22 protein-coding genes and 1 pseudogene are annotated in these 22332 nt (G+C 40.8%); 5 read left to right on the forward strand and 18 right to left on the reverse strand.

From position 1 onward, the window contains the following. From IM450_RS14335 to IM450_RS14350, 4 genes and pseudogenes are all read right to left on the reverse strand, one after another. A pseudogene (locus IM450_RS14335) lies at positions 1-74 on the reverse strand (GDP-mannose 4,6-dehydratase); the annotation flags it as partial. Between the two features lie 122 nt (positions 75-196). Continuing rightward, a complete protein-coding gene (locus IM450_RS14340) occupies positions 197-541 on the reverse strand; it encodes a TIGR03792 family protein (RefSeq protein WP_002803222.1) in 345 nt (114 codons plus the stop codon). Between the two features lie 12 nt (positions 542-553). Continuing rightward, positions 554-1441, reverse strand: coding sequence for a ParA family protein (locus tag IM450_RS14345; RefSeq protein WP_287670355.1), 888 nt, complete (start codon positions 1439-1441; stop codon positions 554-556). A 15-nt stretch (positions 1442-1456) separates the two neighbouring features. Next, positions 1457-2512, reverse strand: coding sequence for a metallophosphoesterase family protein (locus tag IM450_RS14350; protein WP_287670361.1), 1056 nt, complete (start codon positions 2510-2512; stop codon positions 1457-1459). Between the two features lie 107 nt (positions 2513-2619). On the opposite strand from IM450_RS14350, the gene IM450_RS14355 reads away from it, so the two are divergent. Further along, positions 2620-3096, forward strand: coding sequence for a pyroglutamyl-peptidase I family protein (locus IM450_RS14355; RefSeq protein WP_287670363.1), 477 nt, complete (start codon positions 2620-2622; stop codon positions 3094-3096). Positions 3097-3561: 465 nt separating this feature from the next. Here the strand turns inward: IM450_RS14355 and IM450_RS14360 are convergent, their stop codons facing one another. The 5 genes from IM450_RS14360 to IM450_RS14380 form a co-directional block, all read right to left on the reverse strand. After that, the gene (locus IM450_RS14360) at positions 3562-4194 is read right to left on the reverse strand and encodes a DUF305 domain-containing protein (protein WP_002803228.1); all 633 of its coding nucleotides are present in this window, start codon (positions 4192-4194) and stop codon (positions 3562-3564) included. A 685-nt stretch (positions 4195-4879) separates the two neighbouring features. After that, entirely contained in the window at positions 4880-5065 is a 186-nt protein-coding gene (locus IM450_RS14365; RefSeq protein ID WP_002757942.1) for a hypothetical protein, read from the reverse strand. A 2-nt stretch (positions 5066-5067) separates the two neighbouring features. Beyond that, the gene (locus IM450_RS14370) at positions 5068-5553 is read right to left on the reverse strand and encodes a type II toxin-antitoxin system VapC family toxin (RefSeq protein WP_002797897.1); all 486 of its coding nucleotides are present in this window, start codon (positions 5551-5553) and stop codon (positions 5068-5070) included. A gap of 322 nt (positions 5554-5875) precedes the next feature. Beyond that, a complete protein-coding gene (locus IM450_RS14375) occupies positions 5876-6046 on the reverse strand; it encodes a hypothetical protein (RefSeq protein ID WP_287670367.1) in 171 nt (56 codons plus the stop codon). A gap of 92 nt (positions 6047-6138) precedes the next feature. Beyond that, complete coding sequence (locus IM450_RS14380) at positions 6139-7104, reverse strand: hypothetical protein (RefSeq protein WP_287670369.1); 966 nt, start codon at positions 7102-7104, stop codon at positions 6139-6141. 396 nt (positions 7105-7500) lie between these two features. On the opposite strand from IM450_RS14380, the gene cobS reads away from it, so the two are divergent. Next, on the forward strand, positions 7501-8259 hold the full coding sequence (cobS, locus tag IM450_RS14385) for an adenosylcobinamide-GDP ribazoletransferase (RefSeq protein WP_287670371.1): 759 nt from the start codon (positions 7501-7503) through the stop codon (positions 8257-8259). On the opposite strand, the gene IM450_RS14390 is transcribed toward cobS, so the two are convergent. The 9 genes from IM450_RS14390 to IM450_RS14430 all read right to left on the reverse strand — a co-directional run bounded on the left by IM450_RS14390 (position 8256) and on the right by IM450_RS14430 (position 16783). Next, positions 8256-8717: a PPC domain-containing protein gene (locus tag IM450_RS14390; RefSeq protein WP_002766150.1), complete on the reverse strand. Its 462-nt coding sequence runs from the start codon at positions 8715-8717 to the stop codon at positions 8256-8258. The two genes, cobS and IM450_RS14390, sit on opposite strands and share 4 nt — an antisense overlap. Before the next feature lie 310 nt (positions 8718-9027). Continuing rightward, the gene (locus tag IM450_RS14395) at positions 9028-9228 is read right to left on the reverse strand and encodes a DUF4278 domain-containing protein (protein ID WP_002803232.1); all 201 of its coding nucleotides are present in this window, start codon (positions 9226-9228) and stop codon (positions 9028-9030) included. 93 nt (positions 9229-9321) lie between these two features. Beyond that, positions 9322-10377 (reverse strand): potassium channel family protein, encoded by a 1056-nt coding sequence (locus IM450_RS14400; protein ID WP_287670374.1) that lies wholly within the window; start codon positions 10375-10377, stop codon positions 9322-9324. A gap of 141 nt (positions 10378-10518) precedes the next feature. After that, positions 10519-11364 carry a DNA-formamidopyrimidine glycosylase gene (locus IM450_RS14405; RefSeq protein WP_002803234.1) on the reverse strand — a complete coding sequence of 282 codons (846 nt, stop codon included), beginning with the start codon at positions 11362-11364 and terminating at the stop codon, positions 10519-10521. Between the two features lie 222 nt (positions 11365-11586). Further along, entirely contained in the window at positions 11587-12930 is a 1344-nt protein-coding gene (locus tag IM450_RS14410; protein ID WP_287670376.1) for a cytochrome c biogenesis protein, read from the reverse strand. A gap of 50 nt (positions 12931-12980) precedes the next feature. Beyond that, entirely contained in the window at positions 12981-13709 is a 729-nt protein-coding gene (locus tag IM450_RS14415) for a cytochrome c biogenesis protein CcdA (RefSeq protein WP_194015802.1), read from the reverse strand. Between the two features lie 18 nt (positions 13710-13727). Beyond that, positions 13728-14090, reverse strand: a complete 363-nt coding sequence (locus IM450_RS14420) for a VOC family protein (protein WP_287670379.1) — start codon at positions 14088-14090, stop codon at positions 13728-13730. A gap of 2 nt (positions 14091-14092) precedes the next feature. Beyond that, on the reverse strand, positions 14093-15049 hold the full coding sequence (locus IM450_RS14425) for an ABC transporter permease (protein ID WP_287670381.1): 957 nt from the start codon (positions 15047-15049) through the stop codon (positions 14093-14095). Continuing rightward, on the reverse strand, positions 15050-16783 hold the full coding sequence (locus tag IM450_RS14430; protein ID WP_287670383.1) for a peptide ABC transporter substrate-binding protein: 1734 nt from the start codon (positions 16781-16783) through the stop codon (positions 15050-15052). A gap of 870 nt (positions 16784-17653) precedes the next feature. On the opposite strand from IM450_RS14430, the gene IM450_RS14435 reads away from it, so the two are divergent. From IM450_RS14435 to IM450_RS14445, 3 genes are read left to right on the forward strand one after another with little or no spacing between them, the layout of a single operon-like run. Next, a complete protein-coding gene (locus tag IM450_RS14435) occupies positions 17654-18220 on the forward strand; it encodes a hypothetical protein (protein WP_287670385.1) in 567 nt (188 codons plus the stop codon). A 3-nt stretch (positions 18221-18223) separates the two neighbouring features. Then, entirely contained in the window at positions 18224-19918 is a 1695-nt protein-coding gene (locus tag IM450_RS14440) for a hypothetical protein (RefSeq protein ID WP_287670387.1), read from the forward strand. Positions 19919-19920: 2 nt separating this feature from the next. Further along, a complete protein-coding gene (locus IM450_RS14445) occupies positions 19921-22032 on the forward strand; it encodes an nSTAND1 domain-containing NTPase (RefSeq protein ID WP_287670389.1) in 2112 nt (703 codons plus the stop codon). Positions 22033-22332: the final 300 nt, after the last annotated feature.

Consider the following 22332-nt stretch of genomic DNA (forward strand, 5'->3'; position numbering starts at 1 on the left):
AATAATAATTCGCTCAGATAGGAACCATCTTGACCGGTGATGCCGGTAATGAGGGCGCGTTTAGCTTCAGTCATCAGTAATTTACCTAATCGGAAAGAATAAAGACCATGGCACGGTCTGACTGCTTATAGCACACTTTAGCCCCTCATGACAAGTTTGGCTAGGTTGACAGGGGACAAAAAGATGAATTGATTTTTTATCCTGGCTGCATAGATTCTAAATTGTTCTGACAATTTTCTCGAAATTTTCTGACTTGAAATTCCTTGACTTTGGTTAATTGATAATTATCTTTTCCCATGGCTAGGGAAAATTTGGCCTCGGTGTCATCAAGTAAATTTTGGGGGACAGCTTTCCACTGTTCTTTCGTTTGCCAATGGACAACGATAATTAATTGTTCCTCGATGGTGGGATTAATCCAAAGCTCCTTACCTAAAAAACCAGGTTGTTTTGCTAAAAACTTTGTCCAAATTTCTTGATCTTTTTGGATAAATTTTTCCCTAGCTTCGGGTTTAACTTGAAATTCTAACCACTCAATGACCATAGTAATTATCTCCTATTTTTGGGTTTTCATCAAGAATTCTTCTGTGAGTTTCATAAAAGCTTTGGAACCACTAGAAGAGGGCATGGCTGCCACCGCAGGCACGAACATATCGACAGCTTTAGCTACATTAACATCCATAGGAATCGCATTAGCAAAAATTTGATGGGCTTGAAAATCCTGTTGTACCCGGCGCATGACTTGATTATAGTAGCGACTGAGTAAACCACCACCGGAAAGAATAAAAACTATACCGAGTAAACCGGGGTTAATCGGTTCGGTTTCTTGATGACTAGCTTTGAGTTTAACTATTCTTCTTTCTAATAGCTGAATGCCGACAATTGATAAAGGTTCGGGACGGGCGGGTAGTAAATAAAAATGACTGCTACATAGACCACTACGAGTTAAAAGATTATAGCCCGGAGCGCAGTCCATAATAATATAATCGTAACGGTCTTGAATGGGATCAATGATTTTTTGAATCAGGATTCTTTCCAGGTTATTCCAAGCATGATCAAAGCCTAAATCTTCCTGTAAAATTGCTTGATGGTGCAGGGTTTCTGAGACGACATATTCATCATATAGTTCAATGTCTCCCGGCAGTAGATCTAAGCCTTGAATTTCACAGACTGAAGGGACAATAATATCATCAATAGTTAATTTATTGTAGGGATTGGGTTTGATAATTGCTTCTAATAAATAGCTTAAAGTCCTTTTTTTGCGACGCAGTTGAGCGAATTCGTGGGGAGACATTAAACTGAGAGTCGCACTGATTTGAGCGTCTAAATCGAGGACAAGGACTCGTTTTTGCTGAAATTTAGCTAAACAGGTGGCAAGGTTGACGGTAAGGGTAGTTTTTCCTACTCCTCCTTTCATATTAACGGTGCTGATGACAGTGGCCATTATGGGAGTTCCTTTCTAGTTAACCGATGGAATATCTCGACGTAAAACTTGCCCGTTGGGAGCCATAATCAAAGGAGGTAAACTGGTAATATCGATCGCTTCTTGGGTTTTCATGTCGTAGGTGGTGTAAACTGTTTCCTGTTGATGGGGATTAATATCGACAATTGTTAAGGTTTTTCTGGGCACTTGTTCACTGTTCAATAACCGTCGCGGTCCACTGCCTAAAGCTCCTGCGTGTAATAATTGTAATTGCCCCCGTTTACCCGGATAGTAAGCGTGAGCGTGGCCACTAATATAAGTATGCACCTGATGGCCCTCTAAAAACGCTCTTAATTGCTCGGCATCGGCTAAATAATCCCCCGGTCGATTTCTGCCCACGGCAATACCGTAAAGGGGTAAATGACCGATTACTAGCCGCATTTTAGCATTTTTAGCGTCGGGGCTACTCAAGTTTTTTGCTGCCCAATTTAGTTGTTCCCGAGAGATTAAATGAGTGGAGGCATCCCAGACTAGATAGAATATACCATTTTGAGTGAAAGTATAATAAAAAGGAAAGCCGGTTTTATCGATAAAATTTAAACTTGTATGATGTTGGGGATTTTGCCAATAATCTTGGGCTAATTTTCTCTCTTGAGCATAGATAAATTTTCCTGCGGATAAAGCTCCAGAAGCGTCATGATTACCGATGGTAAAACCAAAAGGTATTTTAGCAGCTCGCAGGGGCGCGGCGATATGGCGATCAAAGGCTGACCACATGGCGTTAATTGCTGCCTCTGTCAAGCTGCTTTTTTGTCCTGCCACCATGTCGCCGCCACAGAGGACCAGATCGGGTTTATGATTGATAATTAAGGGGATAGCTCGATCGATTTCGGGATCGTAAGTAGTGGAACCGTATTGACTATTAAGGTCACTAATCACGATTATCTTGACTTTTTTCGCCTTTTGTGCTTGTTTAACGGGAGACTCAGGGGGATTTTTGGAAGTAACGGGCTGTAAAATTTGATGAGCGCAAGCTACCAAGCTAAAACCGCCTAAACTGCCACTAATCAGCAAAAATTTACGGCGTTGCATAGAATATCAATCTCGTCTTTAATTGAGGTCACGTCAGTTAGTGTAGCAATTTTTGTCCCTTCGATCGCTTTTTTGTTGATTATCCCAATTAACCATCAGGAGATAACTTGACAATTCTCTTAACTTCTTTTGCGCCTTGGTTATGCCATCACCGGAGTAATTCCTCCGATGATTTGTTAGTATCTATTCAAGATAATTATGCAAAAAAGCTTTTATTTTTGCGTCAACTTCCCGTTAATACCCATCGAGCCAGTGAACGAGTTATCAAAGCTATTCAAGACAAAAAGCCTGATTTCGTTATTTGTTGTGGCATGGCAGAAAGTCGTTATCGTTTAAGTTTAGAATCTCAGGCTAGGAGTAGCACAAAAAAGTTATTGACATCAATTCCGTTGCCAGATTTAATTAAAAACCTTGACTATAGTTATATCAGCGATAATGCTGGTCAGTTTGTCTGCGAAGAATTATATTTTCAAGTCTTAAAATATCATCCGAGAGCCTTATTCGTTCATGTGCCGCTTTTAACTGACAAAAATTTTACTATTATTCAAAGAGATTTTCAGAAAATTATCACCCTTAGCCGTTAGCTCATATAATTCGAGAGTAAGTTTCAAGGGAAAAAGGAAAAAGGATATACTGGTATTTTGCCATAATTGCCCTCCTCGACTTGAGAGCGCACCTGAGTCTAATAAATCTGATTACCACGTCGGGCAAATTCTTCTTGGCTGTAGAGGGGTGGTCGTACTATCATTAACCGGTTGCAACTTTTGCCCCTCTATTTTAACCTAAACATTGGCAATCTTCGCTAACATTCCTCAACTGGGCCCACAAGAGCGGCATCGCACTTAAACCCACAGCTTTAATAAATGTGGATGGTGTGTTCCCCAAAAATCGATCAGTGGAGCAGTAAGAGACACTTTAGGGAACGCAGCCTACAGCGATGGCGTACTGCTACGCAGTGCCTTCGGCATCCCACTGCATTGGGGTTGTTAGACCGCACAGCGGAAGCAAAACATTAATTGCCCCAAAATCTCGATCGTGATTACTAGAAGCTAATGATGCATTCTACCCATTGGATTGCGATCACCAAACCAAGCTATCAACCAAGTTCGCATCTGCTGAATTTCCAGGCGCTGGCTAGTGGCAATGTTCTCAGCCAAGGACTGGACAGGCTGATGCTTCACCAGATTATGATTCAGGAGCATTTGCGACATCATCACGGCTCCCATATGATGTTCAATCATATCTTGTAAAAAAGTTTGATCTAGGGCATCGCCCTGAAGTTGGCTCAGATCTCGCATCATGGGAACGTAGGAGACGCTAATATTCCCTCCTGGATACCACTGGTTGAGCCAGTTTTTCATCTGAGCAATTTCAGCAGTTTGCACTTGAATAATATTTTGAGCAAACTGCCTCATCTCAGGACGACTAGTGCGTGCCAGAATAACCTGGGCGGTATCGATTGCCTCCTGATGGTGGGGAATCATTTGGGCAAGATAGTTAAACTCGCTACTGACCCGCATATGATGCATCATACCCATGCCGTTGGGAGAAAATTGAGCAGAGGCGGAATCTGGAGAATTTCCGGATGGACGTGTCAGAAGTAAAGTTGAGGTTGCAGCCAGTCCAAGAGCGGCAACAGCCCCCAGCAGGATAATGGCTTTATTTTTCATGAGAAAAACCATGTAAAAACCTCACTATAGTAGACCTCTTGCAAAAGTCTTAAGTCGATCCTTGTACAGCAACATTTTTGAAGATTATCAACTACTAATAAATAATTGACTGAAAGTCCCTCCCATTATTGTTTCTATCGTTTGTTTTCGGATTTATGCAAGAGGTCTAGTATAGCACTTACGCAAAAGTAACCAGAACTATCTTCACCAAGAAATTAGCAGTCTAACTATGAATTATACGGAAAATTTCCGTATCTCATACTAAATACACATTTTTAAAGAATCTTTCCGCATATTACTCTCCTATAGAGCGATCACAAGAACTTTTCCTAATAAAATTACAAGTAACCGTGTTATGTCGAATTATTATAGGCGTTCTCATATTTTGAAAATCCCACAGGGTGGCTGATACAAAATTAAGTTATACTTCATCTTTATGAGAAACGCTGCCATACCGGAATCTAATTTTGGGGAGATTGATTACCATATTTAACTTCATTTGTCAAGAAATTCTCTCATTTTTAGGTGCGGCATTGCACTTAAACCCACAGCTGCAATTAATGTGCATAGTGCGTTCCCCAAAATCGATCGCTGGAGCAGTAGGAGCCACTTTAGGGAACGCACCCTAGGGAGATAGCGTACTGCTACGCAGTGCCTTCGGCATCGCACTATAGATTTAGCGGTTCCATTGAATACTTTAGCCGGCGGTCGGGTGCAGTGATTTGTTAGACGCTCGCTTAATTGGCAACCTAACTAATCTATCTTTATGAGCCAGTTGCTTCTGCTTTAAGTCATTAAAAATAGCTCTTAAGTCATATTGAAACGATTGAGCGTATTCTTCTCTATACTTGTGAATTTCATCGAGAATTTCATTTTTATACATGACTAAACCTCTAGGTTATATCCAATAAGCTCATAAGGAGTGCAAATAACTGGCAATATATATCCGAGATCAGAACTAATCTGAGCCAGCTTACGCTGAATTTGGGCATTTGCCATGTGCTTGCAGTTCCATGTTAGCAAATAATCTAAGTTATAGACGGTTGCTAATGCCATATGTAAAGCGTCATTAGATGCCTTTAGTGGCAGATTGCTTTGAGTCAGAAACGCTTGCGAAAGTTCAAACGCATCTTCCGTAAGTTCGAGAAGCATTAGGGATTGTAACAAGTTTAACCGTTGAGCGGCGATTATCGGATCTCCCTTAGCTGCCTCATCTTCAACGATCTCTGATGCGTAAAGCGTAAATGAGCTACTATGTTCGTTCCACCAATCTTGGGTGATCTTGATATTAGCAGCAACGATCAGATTGTCAGTGGGTCTGGCGGTTAAATGCCCAAAAATACTTGTTTCAATATAGACGCTTCCATTCACGGCAATCTAGAATATTTTTTCGCTCTCTATCCTACTGCATTTAATCTTGGTTTTGAGGGTGTTGGGTAACAGCCGCCAACCCAACCGACAAGATCAGCGTACTGCTACGCAGTGCCTTCGCCATCGCACTTTAACCCACATCTGCAATCAATCTGCATGGTGCGTTCCCCAAAATCGATCGCTGGAGCAGTAGGAACCACATTAGGGAACGCACCCTACAAGATCAGCGATCTACAAGATCGGCGATCGATATGATGTAGCGTGTGTTAGCGTTAGCGTAACGCACGGATTTTGAACATTAGATAAGGTGGGTTACATTTCATTAACGCACCCTACAAGATCGGCGATCGCACTGCATGGTGCGTTCCCCAAAAATTGATCGCTGGAGCAGTAGGAGCCATATTAGGGAACGCACCCTACGGAGATAGCGATCGCACTGCGTAGCAGTGCCTTCGCCATCGCACTTAAACCCACAGCTGCAATCAATCTGCATGGTGCGTTCCCCAAAAATCGATCGCCGGATCAGTAGGAACCGCTTTAGGGAACACACCCTACGGGAATAGTGATCGCACTGCAAAACTTACCTCATAGCCTAGTTTTCAGATTGCTTAAACGCCACAAAAGATAATACTCATCTTCCTTTAAGCCCTTAGTATTATTAGCTGCTTCAATTTTCCACTGAAGATAACGCAGTATACTTATACTTTCAATACCGAGGACCGGAGCCAATGATGGCACAATGCCTGGAGGAAATAATAAGACTAAACCTACTGTTGCAAAACCGATAAGTGTATATATATCATGGCGATGCCAGGCATCTTTTATTCCCTCAAACTTAGTAGTTAGCTGCCGGACATGCTGATCGATTTCACATAGCTCGTTGAGTAACGTTTCCTCGTTCTTCAACTCGTCATGTCCATTTAGTAAACGCCCAAGTCTGTATTCAAGACCATCATAGAGAAGCTTTTCCTCATGTCGTATACGTACAACCTCCTCTGGTTTAACGTCTTTAAAGTAAGGGAGATAGAGATTGAGAACTTGAGGGTTGTAATTTTTCTCCTCAAATTGATTTTCCAGTGCATCTAAATGAAAATTTGCATGCACTAAACCATATTTTTTATTGAATTGTTTTACTGTTACTTCTCTAAGCTCGTTATGCGATGGAAGAATATTGACTAATCCTTCTTTTAAGAAGGGGCGAACTGCACAAAGAAGCGTTAATAAAGGATTTAAATCTTCCCCTTTCCAATGAGCTACTTCATCGAAAGGAAAAGTTATGAGAGATTTTGCAGCAAAGAATGCTAACTTTCGTGCAAAAGTTTCATTGGGGATATTTTGCCAACCTTTTTGTGGGTGACGGGTCACATGGAAATGCATTTTGAGTCCTAGCGTGCTTTTCAGTTCAACCAGAATGTCATTCCTTTCATGCTCAGCAGTGGACTGAATACGTAAACGAAACTCGTACTGGTCTTTTACTGAAAGCTTAAAATAATCGTTAGGGGTAACAATTCCGAACTGATCGAGAAGGACTCCTATGTTTACTTGAGGCATGGCTGTCTATGTTAGATAAAGTAACGAGATTACCAAAGACACGAGAGGAATCGACAGGCGATTCGTGAAAATTAGTAAAGTGTGTTCTAATAGCAATTTTAGGGGAACTCGACTCGAATATTAACAGTTAGACTCGGATAAATCGAGCCACCTAACTGCATAATATACGGAAACTTTCCACATATCACGCTAAATACACATTTTTTTAAGAAATCTTTCCGTATATTACTCTCCTATAGAGCGATCACAAGAACTCTTCCTATAAAATTACAAGTAAGTCTGTTATGTCGAATTATTATAGGCGTTCTCATGTTTTGAAAATCCCACAGGGTGGCCGATACAAAATTAAGTTATACTTCATCTTTATGAGAAACGCTGCCATACCGGAATCTAATTTTGGGGGGATTGACTACCATATTTAACTTCATTTGTCAAGAAATTCGCTCATTTTTAGGTGCGATCGCTTTTTACACGATTATTCCCGTTCCGATTGCCTGGCCGTATTTTGGCAGAATTGCCCGATGGATTCCCTTAGTCGGCTTATTTTTGGGTTTAATTCTGGTTTTGCTCGATATAACTCTAGCTGGTCTGGGAATGCCACCCTTAACTCGTGCGGTTGTCCTTGTGGGAGTTTGGGTTTATCTAACGGGAGGACTACACCTTGATGGAGTTAGTGACACGGCCGATGGTTTAGCTGTCACCGACCCCCAGCGTCGTTTATTGGTCATGGCCGATAGTGTTACCGGGGCCTTTGGAGTCATGGCCGTGACCATGGTTTTGCTGCTAAAAATCGCCGCTTTGACGGATTTAAGCGATAATCGAGCCTTAGCTCTAATTTTAGCACCAATTTGGGGACGTTGGGGGCAAGTAATGGCGATCGCTCTTTATCCCTACCTCAAACCCACCGGTAAGGGAGCCTTTCATAAAGTGGCTTTTTGTCTGCCTTGGGACTGTGGGGGAGTAATTTGGGGGTTAATCGCCCTATTTGGTGGTCTAAGGTGGGGAATAATCGCCATTAGTGCTGGAATCGTCCTCGCTCTGCTTACTGGTTACTGGTTATATCGTCGTCTTCGCGGTCACACTGGCGATACCTACGGTGCGGTGGTAGAGTGGACAGAGGCTCTATTCTTGGTTTTTTTGACAATAATTAGCTAATTTTTGCCCTCCACGGCCCGTAAACGGGTTAATTTCAGGGTAAATTTTCCCCCACCGGTTTCTCCGAAAGCTCTCACCCGAATAATATATTTACCCGACTCGGTAATGCGTGCAAAGAGGAGGGCATTAGTGCCACCATCGGGACCATCATCATTTTCCGCTACAGTGGAACCATCGTCGGCCAGGAGAATTAAAACTCCATCAAAGTTTTCCGATTTGAGATCGATGGCCACCTGATCATCCTTGTCCAAATCTACGGTATAATCCCTAGCAAACCCCCCCTCACCTGTGGGAATATCTTTGTCGGTGAGAGTATCGTTAATTTCTTTATTGAGGATGAGGGGGACGGGATTATAGATTTTTTCCGCTCGCACTGGTAAAGATTGACCGCTTAACCAGAATAAAGTGAGCAAGACGCATAAACCAGAGTAGCGACCAGTCAAAGGGAATCTTGTCATAATGGCAGATGTTCGTTTTCTCAATCTCCCTATTCTACAAAAAACTGATAACCATCAGCAGTTCGACAAAATTAAATTCAGAATCTGGAAAAGGGGAACACCGGAACTGCTGAACTGCCTGTGATTAATTTACTTAACTATGAATATATATTCTTTAGTTAGCAAAAACAAGTAAAAAAATCCCCCTTTGAGCAAGGGGGAAAGAGGGAAGATAAAACCCGTCTAAGGTAATTGCTGTGATCATTAATTGACAATATTTAAAAGAGATTGATTGAAAAAGAACTAGAAGTTAAAAACTTAAAGAGGGTTCTTACATGGGCAAAGAAGCTAAAGACTGAGTGATATTATAGGCTTGACCGCGATAGGTAACGGCTACCGGTTTCTCAATGCTTTGAGCGACATCACGGTTTTTTAAATAGGGAACACCACGATAGCCTAAAATCAGCGGACTGGAAGCAACGGTGGCAGTGGGATTTTTCTCGTAAGCAATGCCGCGATAGGTTAATTTCATAGCTGTCTCTGGAGATAATTAGTGAGCTAGTCTTATCTCCATCGGCAGCGAAATTAATTCCAGAAAAGCTCAACTTTTTTCTGGGTAACTATCCTACCAAGAAGACCCACGATAGCGCATTTCTCGACGCAGAGCATAACGACGGGCAAAATTAGGAACATCGCCCCGATGACCTAATAAAATGACCGTATCGCCTTGCTGTAGAATGGTGGAATTGTCGGGATGGGTGATGACACCACCATCAAATTGACGCACAGCAACGATAATAAAAGCATCCTGTCCCCGCACTTCCATCTGACTGATAGGTTGTGCCAAAAAGGGTGAATCGCTTAAAATCGAGTATTCTTCAAATTGCAGGTCGATATCGGCTAATAATTCGTTAAGATTGCGTCTACCTTCATCTTCCTGTAAAAAATCAATCGCGGCCGGATGGGTGATTAAATGGGCCATTCTCTCTGCTCCAATGGTAGCAGGTAAAACCACTTGATCGGCTCCAGCTAATTTTAATTTTTTCTCAGTGCTGGGATATTCTCCCCTGGCGATGATGTATAGTTGCGGACTGAGTTCTCTTGCGGTTAAAGTGATAAAGACATTTAAGGCATCATCGGGTAACACAGTCGCTAAAACTCGCGCTTTGTCGATGCCGGCTTTCTGGAGAATACTTTCATCGGTGGCGTTACCATTAAGAGTTATGTAACCTTTTTCCTGAGCTAATCGAATGCGATCGGGGTTATTATCGACGATAATAAAGGATTGGGCTGTTTTTGCCAATTTAGTCGTTAGGATGCGTCCTATGCGCCCAAAACCGCAGATTATGACGTGATTTTCTAAGGATTCCATCTCTTTATTCATCCGGCGATCGCTAAAAGCTTTGTTAATTTCTCCCTCGGTGAGCATCTGAAAAAACCCTCCCACCACATAAACGGCCGAGGTAGTCCCACAGACGATAACTAACATGGTAAAAGCTCTCAGACTAGGAGTGTTAATCGGTTTAACTTCCCCGAAACCTACTCCAAATATGGTAATTATCACCATATAAACGGCATCGAGAAAACTCCAACCGTAGGCCATATAACCGATAGTTGCCCCGACTACCGTAGCGAGAAAAAAACTCGCCCCGATGATGATCCTTTTCAGTGAACTTTGCATCGATTTCCGTGACCTGACCATCTAGCTATCAGCTTACAGCAGAATCGAGGAGACTCCGAGACGGGAGACAAAAGGCAATAGGCAAAAGGCATCCCTTCTCCTTTCTCCCCAATTCATAATTCATAATTCATAATTCATAATTCATAATTCCCTTGAGACTTGACATTGGGGACAAAAATGAGCCGAGCGCCCACTTAATTTAATTCTGGCAATAGTTGCACCGCAAAGACGACAATTTTCGCCGGTACGACCATAAACCCAGGCCATCGCCCCATAATTGCCATTAACTCCCGTAACGTGGAGAAAATCGCTAAAACTGGTCCCGCCTTCAGCGATCGCGGTTTCCAAGACAGAAATAATGTTTTTTGTCAATAAGTCTATTTGCTCAATTTTCAAGAGATTAGCGGCAGTTTGGGGATGGATACCACTTTTAAAAAGAACTTCATCCGCGTAGATATTACCAATTCCTGCCACCACATTTTGATCGAGGAGAAAAGTTTTAATCGGACGACGACTTTTTTGACAGTGACTATAGAGGTAATCGGGGGTAAAATTGCGATCAAAGGGTTCCAATCCCAGTTTTTTGAGAGCAGTAATCACGCTTTCTGGGGTTTTATCGGCGGCAATCCACCAAATTTTCCCGAAAGTGCGGGTATCGACGAAGCGCAATTCTTGCTGATTAGCAAAAAAGAAGCGTAAGCGCGTATGAATCGGCAGGGGAGTGGTATCTTTTACCCAGAGCAATTGTCCGGTCATACGCAGATGAACCCCGATACTGCTACCATTATCTAAATTGGCGAGGAGATATTTGCCTCGGCGCTGCCAATTGGTAATCGTAGTCTGAGCAATTCCTTGCAGAAAAGTTACCTCGCAATTAGGATAGGCTAGGGTACGCTGTAATAATACTTCCCCACCGATAATTTTTTTGCCCTGGGTAACTTGATTTAACCCGCGACGCACCGTTTCTACTTCTGGCAATTCTGGCATATAAGTGATTGAACAAAATTAAGTTCTTGGTTAGGGTAGGCAAAAGACAAAAGATAGATAAACAGAACTTTTTAAGTAAGTGATTCTAATTAAATATAAGATAGATTTTGCCTCTGATCCCCCCTGCCCCCCTTGATAAGGGGGGTGCCGATAGGTGGGGGGATCAGAAAATTTTTAACACCTACCTACTGATCGGGAAACGACACCAAATTAACGTCAATTCTACTTTAACTTTAACATTTCGATAGTATCAATTATTTCCCGTTCAAAACCGACTTGAGCGCGATTAGTTTTACCACCAATATAAAAGCGATCACCCGATTGTAAAGCCCAAATTTGGGAATGGGAAAAGTAGCTCATTACTACTCCCATCATCAATAAAGCAAAACCTAAATAGACAATAGGTACTCCCGGATCTGCCTTAATTTGTAAACCTGTACTGCCGACTAATTCGACTATTTTTAGATTAACTCCATTGATAGGAATCGTCATTCCTTCTCGCACAGCAGAGGTTAAATCTCCCTTAGCATCATAGACAATTAACGTACCTTGTAAATCTCTGACTAAAAGAGAAACTCCCTCACTAAGATCGGTTTTAGTCGGAATCCAAGTTCCCCAGATTTGTCCATTACCTTTTGTGTCTAAACTAGCCATCGGTAGCTGTAGGATCGGACTATTATTCACCTGTACTTTTACCCCAGCAATTCCCCAACTGGTTTGATAAAAAGTCACCCCTTTATGGTGCAAAGGTTGGTTAACTTGAATAGTTTTGCGATCGATCTCCTCTCCTTGATTATCGATCACCGACAAATCAGAATAAAATTGTTCTATATCACCTTTAGGACTATAATCAATCCAAAAACGATTAACTTTAATACCCCAATCTTTAGGGAGAGAATTTTTAGATAAGGGTCCAGCTTCAATAATATTTTTAACCTGAAAACTATCGCCACTAGCTACCATTTCTTGAGCGAAAAACCCCGTTAACGCTCCCCAGATCGACCCTGCTAAAATAATTAACATGGCTGCATGAACGATAATCGGACCGATTTTACCGATCAGACCTTTACGAGCATAAAGACTGTTATTTTCTAGAAAAACTTTGTAGCCTTTTTTTTCTAATAGAGGTGTGAGAGATTCTAGGGAACCAGTTTCTAATTCAGCACTTAAAGCTAGTTTTTGAAATTGGCGAGATTGTTGATAAAATTGCCATTTTCTGGCCGCTTTTAAAGCGGGTAATTGTCGTCGGAAGGTACAAGCGGTTAAACTGGAACCAAAGAGAATTAATAATGATAGATACCACCAAGTGCTATAAACATGATTTAATCCCAATAGTAATAAAACTTTCCAAGTCAGAAAGCCAAATAAAGCGGGTTTCTCAGGATAATTAACTTGGTAGAAAGATAGAGATTGACCCTGTTCTATTACCGTCCCAGAAATGCTAAAAATAGCGATTAAAAGTAAGAGGATAATTGCCAATCGTAGATCGGCAATAGTCTGGATAAATTTACGTCCCCATTGGGGCCGTGTATTCTTTAAATTTGAGGAAGTTTCCGATATAGTCATAGTTAAAAGTTTTGCAATTCTAGCCAATTATCTATCATAACTCTCCACCATCACAGCAGACGGGATAATAAAGAAAAAACTCCAAAACCGATTAATAAAACCCCACTGACAGGATTAATCCACCCGGACCATTGACGTAGGGAAAGAAAGCTTTTCAGCGAGGCAGTAAAAGAACCGACGATAATTAGCGGTAAAACATAGCCAGCAGTGTAGGATAACAATAATCCCCCCCCTAAGCTTAAATCCCCCGTATTTGCCACCCATGCCAATAAACTTGCTAGGACTGGTGTACTACAAGGAGAGGCGATTAAACCAAATGTTAAACCGAGAAGATAGGACCGCAAAATCGGAGGAAAATCCCCGGTAATCCAATCGGTAGCGCCAAGGGAGGGGAAGCGCAGGGGTAATAATTCCAAGAGGTTTAACCCCATCAAAATAGCGATCGCACTGACGATAATTGGTAAACCGATCCCCACCTGTCCATAGACTTTTCCTAAAGTAGCGGCAATTAGTCCCAATCCCGCTAAGGTGGTGGCTAATCCTAGGGAAAACCATGTGGACTGCCAAAAAGCCGCTAAACGACCTTGATTTTCGTAACCCCCGATATAAGCGACGGTAATCGGCAACATCGACAGCATACAGGGGGTAAGACTGGTAAGTAAACCGGCTAGAAAAATCACGGCAATACTGACAAAACTAAGGTGAGTTAGTTGGGAAGTCACTAAGCGATCGGCGTATTGTTCAAGGTGATAGAGTTGAGTCTGTAATTGGTCTAACATATCGGGGAATTTTTCAGGCTAAATTTGGCTCATTTCTAGGATATTACCATCGGGATCGCTGACAAATAATGCCTTTCTACCCGAGGCACTCATTTGAATTGTATAACCTTGACTTTCTAGATAGTTACCCATGGCTGTCACGTCATCAATAGCGAAGGCAATATGAGGATTGCGTCCCCATTTTTGGGGATTGGGACGGTAGTTTTGATAATTGGTATCGACAATTAAATGAATTTGATAATTTCCCACTTGATACCAAACCCCATCGTATTGAAAAGGGCGATCAATTCTAGTCAATCCTAGAACATTTTCGTAAAAGTTAACAGCTTTTTCTAGATCGGTGACTAAAATCCCCGTGTGTAAGGATCGCATGATGTTCATAGTTAATATCTGACTCGCGGATCGAGCCAACTATAGGTTAAATCGGCAATTAAGTTAAAGATAACAATTAAAATCCCATAGATAAAGGTAATCGCCATCACTACGGGGGTATCACTGCGGGAAATAGAATCAATTAATAAAGCACCGATACCCGGCACACGAAACACTTGTTCTGTAACTAAGGCCCCAGTAAAAATTGAGGGAATATCGAGAGCAATCAGGGTGACAACGGGGATTAAAGCATTGCGAACTATATGCTTAGTTAGGACAGAAAAATTAGTTAATCCCTTGGCTAAGGCAGTTTTAACGTACTCTTGGTGAATTTCTTCGGTTACGGAAGAACGCACGAAACGCATCAACATCGCCCCTTGATATAAGCTTAATACGGTTATGGGCATAATTGACTGTTTAACCTGCTCAATCAAACTATTAAAATCACTGATTTCTAGGGTACTGTTATAAAAAGATGGTAGCCAGTTTAACTGCACACTAAAGATAATAATTAATAATAATCCCGTCACAAAGGTGGGTAAAGAAAAGCCAAGTAGCGAAAAAGTAGAGATGATTTTGTCTAACCAAGAATAGCGCTTGACTGCTGAAATTACGCCCAAAGGAAAAGCAATTAAAACCCCAAAAATATAGGCAATACCGACAATCCAGAGAGTTGTGGGTAAACGCTGCCAAATGAGGGTAAAAACCGGGCTGCGACTGGTGAAAGAATAGCCCATATCTCCTTGAAGAAATGCTAACAACCACTTGACATAACGCACGGGAAGGGGTTGATCTAATCCGAGACTTTTGCGAATATTTTCTCGCACCGCTTCGGTGATAGCGGGATTAGCTGCAAATTCCCCCATCGGATCCCCCGGCGCTAGGGCCAAAATGCCAAAAACCACCATACTAATAGCTAAAAGAGTGGGAATCGAAAATAATAATCTTTTCAGAAAATATTTGAGCATTTATTTACTACGCTTCCAGTCCTTGATGTTCCAAGTATTTCTATCCCAGGGAGTTAATTTAAACCCCGACAAACTATTGCTAATTGCCACCACATCGGCACGATGAACTAGGGGAATAATCACAAAATTATTGATTAACATATCATTCATTTTAATTGCTATTTCTCTCCGTTTTTCTGGGTTTAATTCTTGACTAAAAGCTTGCCATAATTTATCGTATTCAGGATTACAATAACGAGCATAATTATCCCCGGCCCAACCATCAGCTTTTTGGGGAATTTCGCTACAGGTAAAGGTTTTAAAATAGGCTTTTGGATCGGGACTATTATTACCTGTAGTGTACATTTGTAGGTCAGCATAAAACTTTTCTACCGTGTCATCGTTAGCAGGATCGCTAGAAAAGAAAATACTGGCATCAATAGTTTTTAATTCTACTCCTATCCCGATCGCTTGTAAACTTTGTTTGATAATTTCTTGGGTTTTCTGACGGAGAGTGTTAACAGTAGTTTGAAAAACTAATTTCATTTCTACCCCATTTTTATCCCTAGTGCCATCACCATTACTATCTTTCCATCCCGCATCATCTAGTAATTTCTTAGCCTTTTCTAGATTAAATTCATAGCTAGTATTGGGCGAATTATATTCCGATGGCATCACGATAAAATTAGGAGTTGTTTTCCCAGTAATACCATAAAGCTGCGTGGCAATAGTATCTCTATCAACGGCTAAAGATAAAGCCTCTCTTACTTTAACATCACTTAAAAAAGGATGGGGAAACTTAATACTAGACCTCTCACCTTCGGGAGTAACTTGATTAGGATCGCTCAAATTAAATAAAACTCGTTCAATCAAAGAACCGAAACTAGATATTAACTGACCCCGACCCGCTTTTTCTAAATCACTTAAAACCTTAGCCTCCACTTGCAAATTATAGGCATAATCCGCCTCCTGTGTCTGTAAAACCGCTCGTGCTGCCGAAGTTGCATCACCTCCTCCTTTTAATTCTATTCTTTGAAAACCTAATTTATCCGCTTCTCGAAAGAAAGAATTTTGTTCATAAACCGCCGTATCTCCCGGTTTAAATTCTACCACTTTATAGGGGCCAGTTCCCACCGGTAATAAGTTAGCAGGGGCCTGGCGTGCCGTTTCATCGCTATATTTTTCATAGAGATGAGCAGGTAAAATCATCCCTTCTGTCCCCACAAAAACTAATGACCAAGCGGGATTAACTTGCTTAAAAGTTATTTTAACTGTATGGGGATCGATCGCTTCCACAGTTTTAACTATTTCATAATTGCCAGCGCTAGTAGAACCAGTTTTCGGATTGGTAATAAAATTATAGGTAGCGATGACATCTTTGGCAGTAAAAGGAGTACCATCTGACCATTTAATATCTTTTTTTAGCTTCCATGTCACCGATTTACCATCCCGGGCAACTCCCCCATTTTCAAGAGTAGGAATTTCTGCCGCTAAAAAAGGAACTAATTCCCCTTTTTCATCGAAACTAGCCAAAGGTTCTAAGGTAATGCGACTCGCTTCTGAGTCTTTAAATCCCGTGGAGAGATGGGGATTTAAAATCGTCGGTGCTTGCCAATATAAAAGTTTTAAAGTTTCTGAATTATTATTTTCCGTTGCTGGGGGATTATTAGCTGTTTGTTGACGACAAGCACTAAAAAGCAGCGTACAACTAAGGGATAAAATTAACAGGGGCAAGAAAAGCGATCGCTTAAACATTTTTAATGACAATCAATAATTCAACAGGGTGACTTAGGTGATTTCCTACCCCACCAATAACAAGTTATCAGACATTGAGTCTTGATCTCGATCAATTAATTGATTATTTGCATTTATCCATTCCTAGTCAAGTTAAATCGATCGTGCTATGGTAGCGATGCTGTACTAGACAATAAAATTCTAGGCACGACGACGAAATGGGTTCTTTGGTTTGTGTTATGCAATGTACGGGGGTTATAAGGGACGGAACCCTTATAGAGAAAGACGTTTGGCGATTTTTGTCAATTGTTTTTGATCTAGAGCGAACTAATCAATTAAATCTCTTGCCAGATAAGGATTTAGTTTATTTATGCCACCCTATCGAACCATAACAAGTAACGAAGAGCCAGAAAATCCGTATTTGGGGTGTTGTATGGAAAAAATCCGTCTAGTATATAATTGGTCTGGTAGCCATCGCCGTAGGGTGCGTTCCCTAATGTGGCTCCTACTGCTCCACTAGCAGTAGGCTAATCTGGCTAACACGCTTTTGGGCGTGATATAGGGAAAAGTTCTGGCGATCGCGCATAAATGGGGTAATATGCTGGAAGTTGACCCATATTGTTACTCTGGAGGGTGTTATGCGGAAAGTTTTCTATAATATTTAGTTAGACCCCCAACCCTTGTTAAGGGCGTGTAACCGAAAGCTTGTTTGCCGGGATCCAGCATCAACTCATTTCAGAGGTGTGTAGGAACCATGAAAGCTAACTCATAAGTGACAAAGCAGGTTTGGTATTTGGTATTGAGAATGAGCTAGATTATAATTGAAACAAGTTTTATAGAAACCAGCTAACCAGCTTTTTTATCTCAGGCATATTCAGTAATCATGAAGTTATGAATGACATTTCTGCCAAACTGACAACAATTTTCCAGAACGTTAATGATTGGTTGAAGTTTGCCGAAGCCAAGAACGCAGTTCTGCTTGCTTTTTCTGGTGCGGGCGTTACTGCAACTATAACCCTTTTAGCTACGGCGCAGAATCTTCTCAAATCCTTGCTAATTGGTCTATTGATAACAACCTCGCTCCTCTGCATTTGTGCCTTGATTTGTTCACTCTCTTTCCTTCCCAAGAGCAACTTGGATCGTCTCCTACGGAGTAAGAGTAGAACATCCGGCAATTCTAGCCGTAAGCAGATAGATAATTTTTACTATTTCGGAGATTTGCGGAAATATTGTTCAACTCAATTACTGGATGCGCTGAATGAGCTTTATTTTCAGAATAACTTTAATCCACCTTATAATAAGGAATGGGAAGACCTTGCCACCCAGATCACTATTAATGCCGAAATTACTTTCTTGAAACTCAAGCTCTTTACCTATGCCTTATGGATCTTGATTGTCGCTATTCTGGCAGTTCCAGTATCAATGCTATTCAGCTTAGTTATTTGTCGGAGTCTGTAAACCATGAGTCAAACCAGAATTGTAGTCGAACTCGATATGGTTGGATATAGCGATATTGCTCGGAAACGAGAAAAAGACTACGGCCATCCCATAGCTGTCGCAGAGCTTAATAAGGAAATTCAGCAATTTGTCGATTTTGCATTAAAGGAAGTAAGTTTAGATCCGGGAGAGGTTGTTAAAGCCAGAAATGGAGATAACGCGGTCATCGTTTTTGATGATCCAATTAAAGCTCATCTATTTGCCAAAGCTGTTCACTTACACGCTAAAAAATATAATGATTCCCACCCGGAGAAGTTAGCACAGCGGTGGTTTCGCATTGGGTGCGCGAGTGGTCCACTTCATGAGGAGGTCAAACCCGACGAAACAGAGGAGATTTCAGGAATTGTTATTGCTGATGCGTATCGCTTGGAAGCATCTGCACGTCCTGGGGAGTTTCTGATTGATGAAGCAACCTATAATGCCTTAAAAGACTTCTTAAAGGCTGATGATCCATATCTTGATCCAGAGACGGCCCATGGTAAGCGAACAGAAGAATTTACTAATGCTCGGCGTTGGCAAGTGATTCCCCGTATTTCACTTTTGGAGTTAACGGCACAAAATACCGATTTAGAGAGGGCGGTCAACCAGTATTTTAGTAATCTTGACGAGATATATAAAATGATTGATAAAACATACAACTACAAATTGCTACATGACTTCTTTCAAAAATTAGAAAATGAATTGTCTCTTTTTAAGAATATTCAAAATTCTTTGACTTTCGCTCCTTTTGGTGAAAATTACGCTCAAATAATTCCAGATGATCAAGATGATCAAGATACGCCCTTCGAGAACTGCATTAGCGAGATTAAAAAAATTTTAAAGAAAAACGACTTAGGCATTGAACAACTTATTTCTCAGAAATGGGAGAAAAAACTTAAATCAATAACAGAAAACCTTGCTAAAGCTCGCAATGTTGATAACAACGATGATTTAAGCTCACCTCTGACAAGTATCATTTCTGCTCTCAAGGATATTCTTTATACTCATGGGATAACACTGCTCAACAAGAAGTTAGTTGAATCAGCAAAAAAAATCACAGAAACAAGACTAGAATCCTTAACTAAAAGTTTAGGTGATATTCGTGATTTGTACTCTTCTCTCTCTAAGATATATAATCCAAGCCAAGTAGATGAGATGAGGCAAAACATTCAGGATATAAAAACAATAAATGAGAAGTTAACAAAACTGTTAACAGTACATGACAACCTACAATTTTTTGACGACGAATTTCGCAGTATTAAATCTGACTTAAACAGTTGGCATTTTCCTAATGGTCTTGATGAAAAAAGCAAAAATCAAAGCAATGACCAGATATTGATCAAGTGGAATGATTTATCCAATGCTTTTATTAGCACACTAAGTAGTTCTGACATACCAGAAAACCTTAAAAGAGAAAGGATTCCTCAAATGGCAATAGAGATAAACAATAACTTGATCGAAATAAATGATTCTAACAAGAAATTACAGAAATTTGAGCAAATGTTTGTCAAATTGACATCCCTGTTTAACAGTTATTTCAGGAGTATTGACCAGGAGCTTATTAACTTAATTAAAACAGAATTGATAACAAAATTTGAAACTTTACAAAAACATGATGCAGTCTTTGACATCTCACAAATTTCTTTAGACAATTTAATTAATACAAACAACTTGGTATAAACATGGTTCATAACTCTCAGAACAACAATGATAATCAGACCCCTTTCACATCGCTTATTGAGATGCGAAAGGCACATTCTGCAATTATGGAGCAACGCTTGTCTAAAAGACTTGGCACTTCCGAGTTGCTGAATTGCATTGTTAACTTTATTGTGCGCGCCAGGAACACAGGCGTACTGCTTGGAGGTGAAGAAGACCGCTCAACTGCTCAGACGTTTCTTAATTATTGGTCTAATGAACTTATACGTTTAGACGCACCACAAGATCAGTGGCTCGATTCTATCCTGGCTGACTACGATCAAAACAAGGCTCCCAAGCTAGATGATAAAGATTGTCCTTACCCCGGATTGGAAGTATTTAAGGAAGCTGACCATAATCTATTCTGTGGGCGAACTCAGCTTATTCAAGAATGTCTTAAAAAACTTGAATCTCAACAACTGCTAGTTGTCTTCGGACCGCCCAAAAGTGGTAAATCCTCACTGGTCTTGGCTGGATTGTTGCCAGAACTAAAAGATGGAAAGCTGGAAGGTAGTAAGAATTGGTGCTACCTAAAGCCGACAATTCCCGGCTCATACCTACCGAACAATTTGGATAACCTTACCCTAGAGCAAATTAAACTTGAACAAATCAAAGCTGGTCACGAGAAAACTTGTAATACAGTCTTGGTAATTGACCAGTTTGAGGATTTATTTACACTTTGCATCGACGAAAAATCTCGTAAAAAATTTGCAGATAATCTACTTAAATTAAGTAAACCAGAAAATAAAATTAAAATTATCCTAACTATGCGACAGGATTTTAAAACTTATTTTGAGAACCTGTCATTGTTATCTCATGAATTATTCAAGAACAAAGATTATGTGGAGGTTACATCATTCACATCAAGTGAGCTAAAAGAAGCGACTGAAATACCAGCCAAACGAAAGGGACTGCAATTTGAAGGCGATATTGTCGATAAATTGGTTCGCGACCTTGTAGGAGAGCCAATGCCGCTGCCACTGTTGCAGTTTGTCTTGATGAAGCTCTGGGAGAAGAGGGAGAAAAATCTCATCACTGAGAAGGTCTATCGCGAAGTGACGGGAACTCCAAAACCTCTCGGCCAAAGTGGCGTTCGTTGGGCTTTATCCCACACGGCTAACGATTTTTACTACGATGACAAAAACTTATCGCCTCAAGAGCAACAGACTCTAAAACGAATTTTCTTGCAACTGCTTCAACCTAGTGTGAGTTCAGAAGTCAACAGCAACCGCCTACAGCGAAAGGCACTTTATCAGGAGAGTGAAGATAAGGAACAAACCAATAGAGTCATCGATAAACTCAGTAAAGCGAACCTCCTCTATCTTACTAAAGGCACGACTTTAGACGACGATCAAATTGAAGTAGTTCATCCGTCGCTTGCGGATAGCTGGCATCTCCTAAAAAGCTGGCTAGAAACTGAAAAATCGAAAATGGAAGATAGTTTAGCTTTGTCCCTAGACGCAGAACAATGGAAGAGGCAAGGGAGAAATCCTGATCTGTTACTAAATGGTAAGCAAATTGACCAGGCGCACCAACTGATCAAGTATGCAGAGGCATCTAACGTTAAGTATGTAGGAACATCTAAATGCCCAACATTTTTAGAGAAAGAGTTTGTTAAAAAAAGTCTTCGACGGAGACAAATTAATCGCGTTAAACGGGCTTTAGGCTCATTGTTTATTTTGGGACTGATTATTGGATTATGTAGCCATTTCTATATTGCTGACTTGAAAGAGTCGCACAATTCATTAATCAAGTCACAGCCAGAAAATAAAGATATAATAGAAGTACCAATTAAGATTGTTAGCGACAAACTAGAAAATTTTGAAAATTTGCTGGAAAGTAACCGTCAAAGTATCCAACAATTAGAAGATATCCAAAGAAATGCCCAGCAGCTTTTACAGGAAGCAAAAACAACCCAGGAAAAAGTTAATAAACAATTAGAAATGGCTAGAAAAATTAGCCAAGAAGCAGAAGATGCCCGCAAAGAGGCTAGTGCAAAATCAGGTAATTTTGTATGGGGTATATTAACTGGTGTAGTAGGGACGTTTGTTATCCTTTTTCTCTTGGAATTGTATCAAAAATGGAAAGATAGTTAAGCTGTTAGTCGTTTAAATGTCTTGCCCGAATCGCTTGCCATATAGGGTCTGGGGTGCAAATAGTGCGATCGCAATCTTGTAGGGTGCGTTCCCTAATGTGGCTCCCACTGCTCCACTAGCAGTAGGCTAATCTGGCTAACACGCTTTTGGGCGTGATATACGGAAAGTTTCCGTTTAGCTAAATCCCCGGCAATCCCTGTACTGTTCTCTCCTATCAACCAGCAATTTAAAATCGTGATAGCTTAGGAACTAAACGCGATTAACGTTACGCTCACAATAAAGAAAACTGTATAGAGGAGT

The organism is Microcystis sp. M083S1 (assembly GCF_020246405.1).
Classification (GTDB): Bacteria; Cyanobacteriota; Cyanobacteriia; order Cyanobacteriales; family Microcystaceae; genus Microcystis; species Microcystis aeruginosa_C.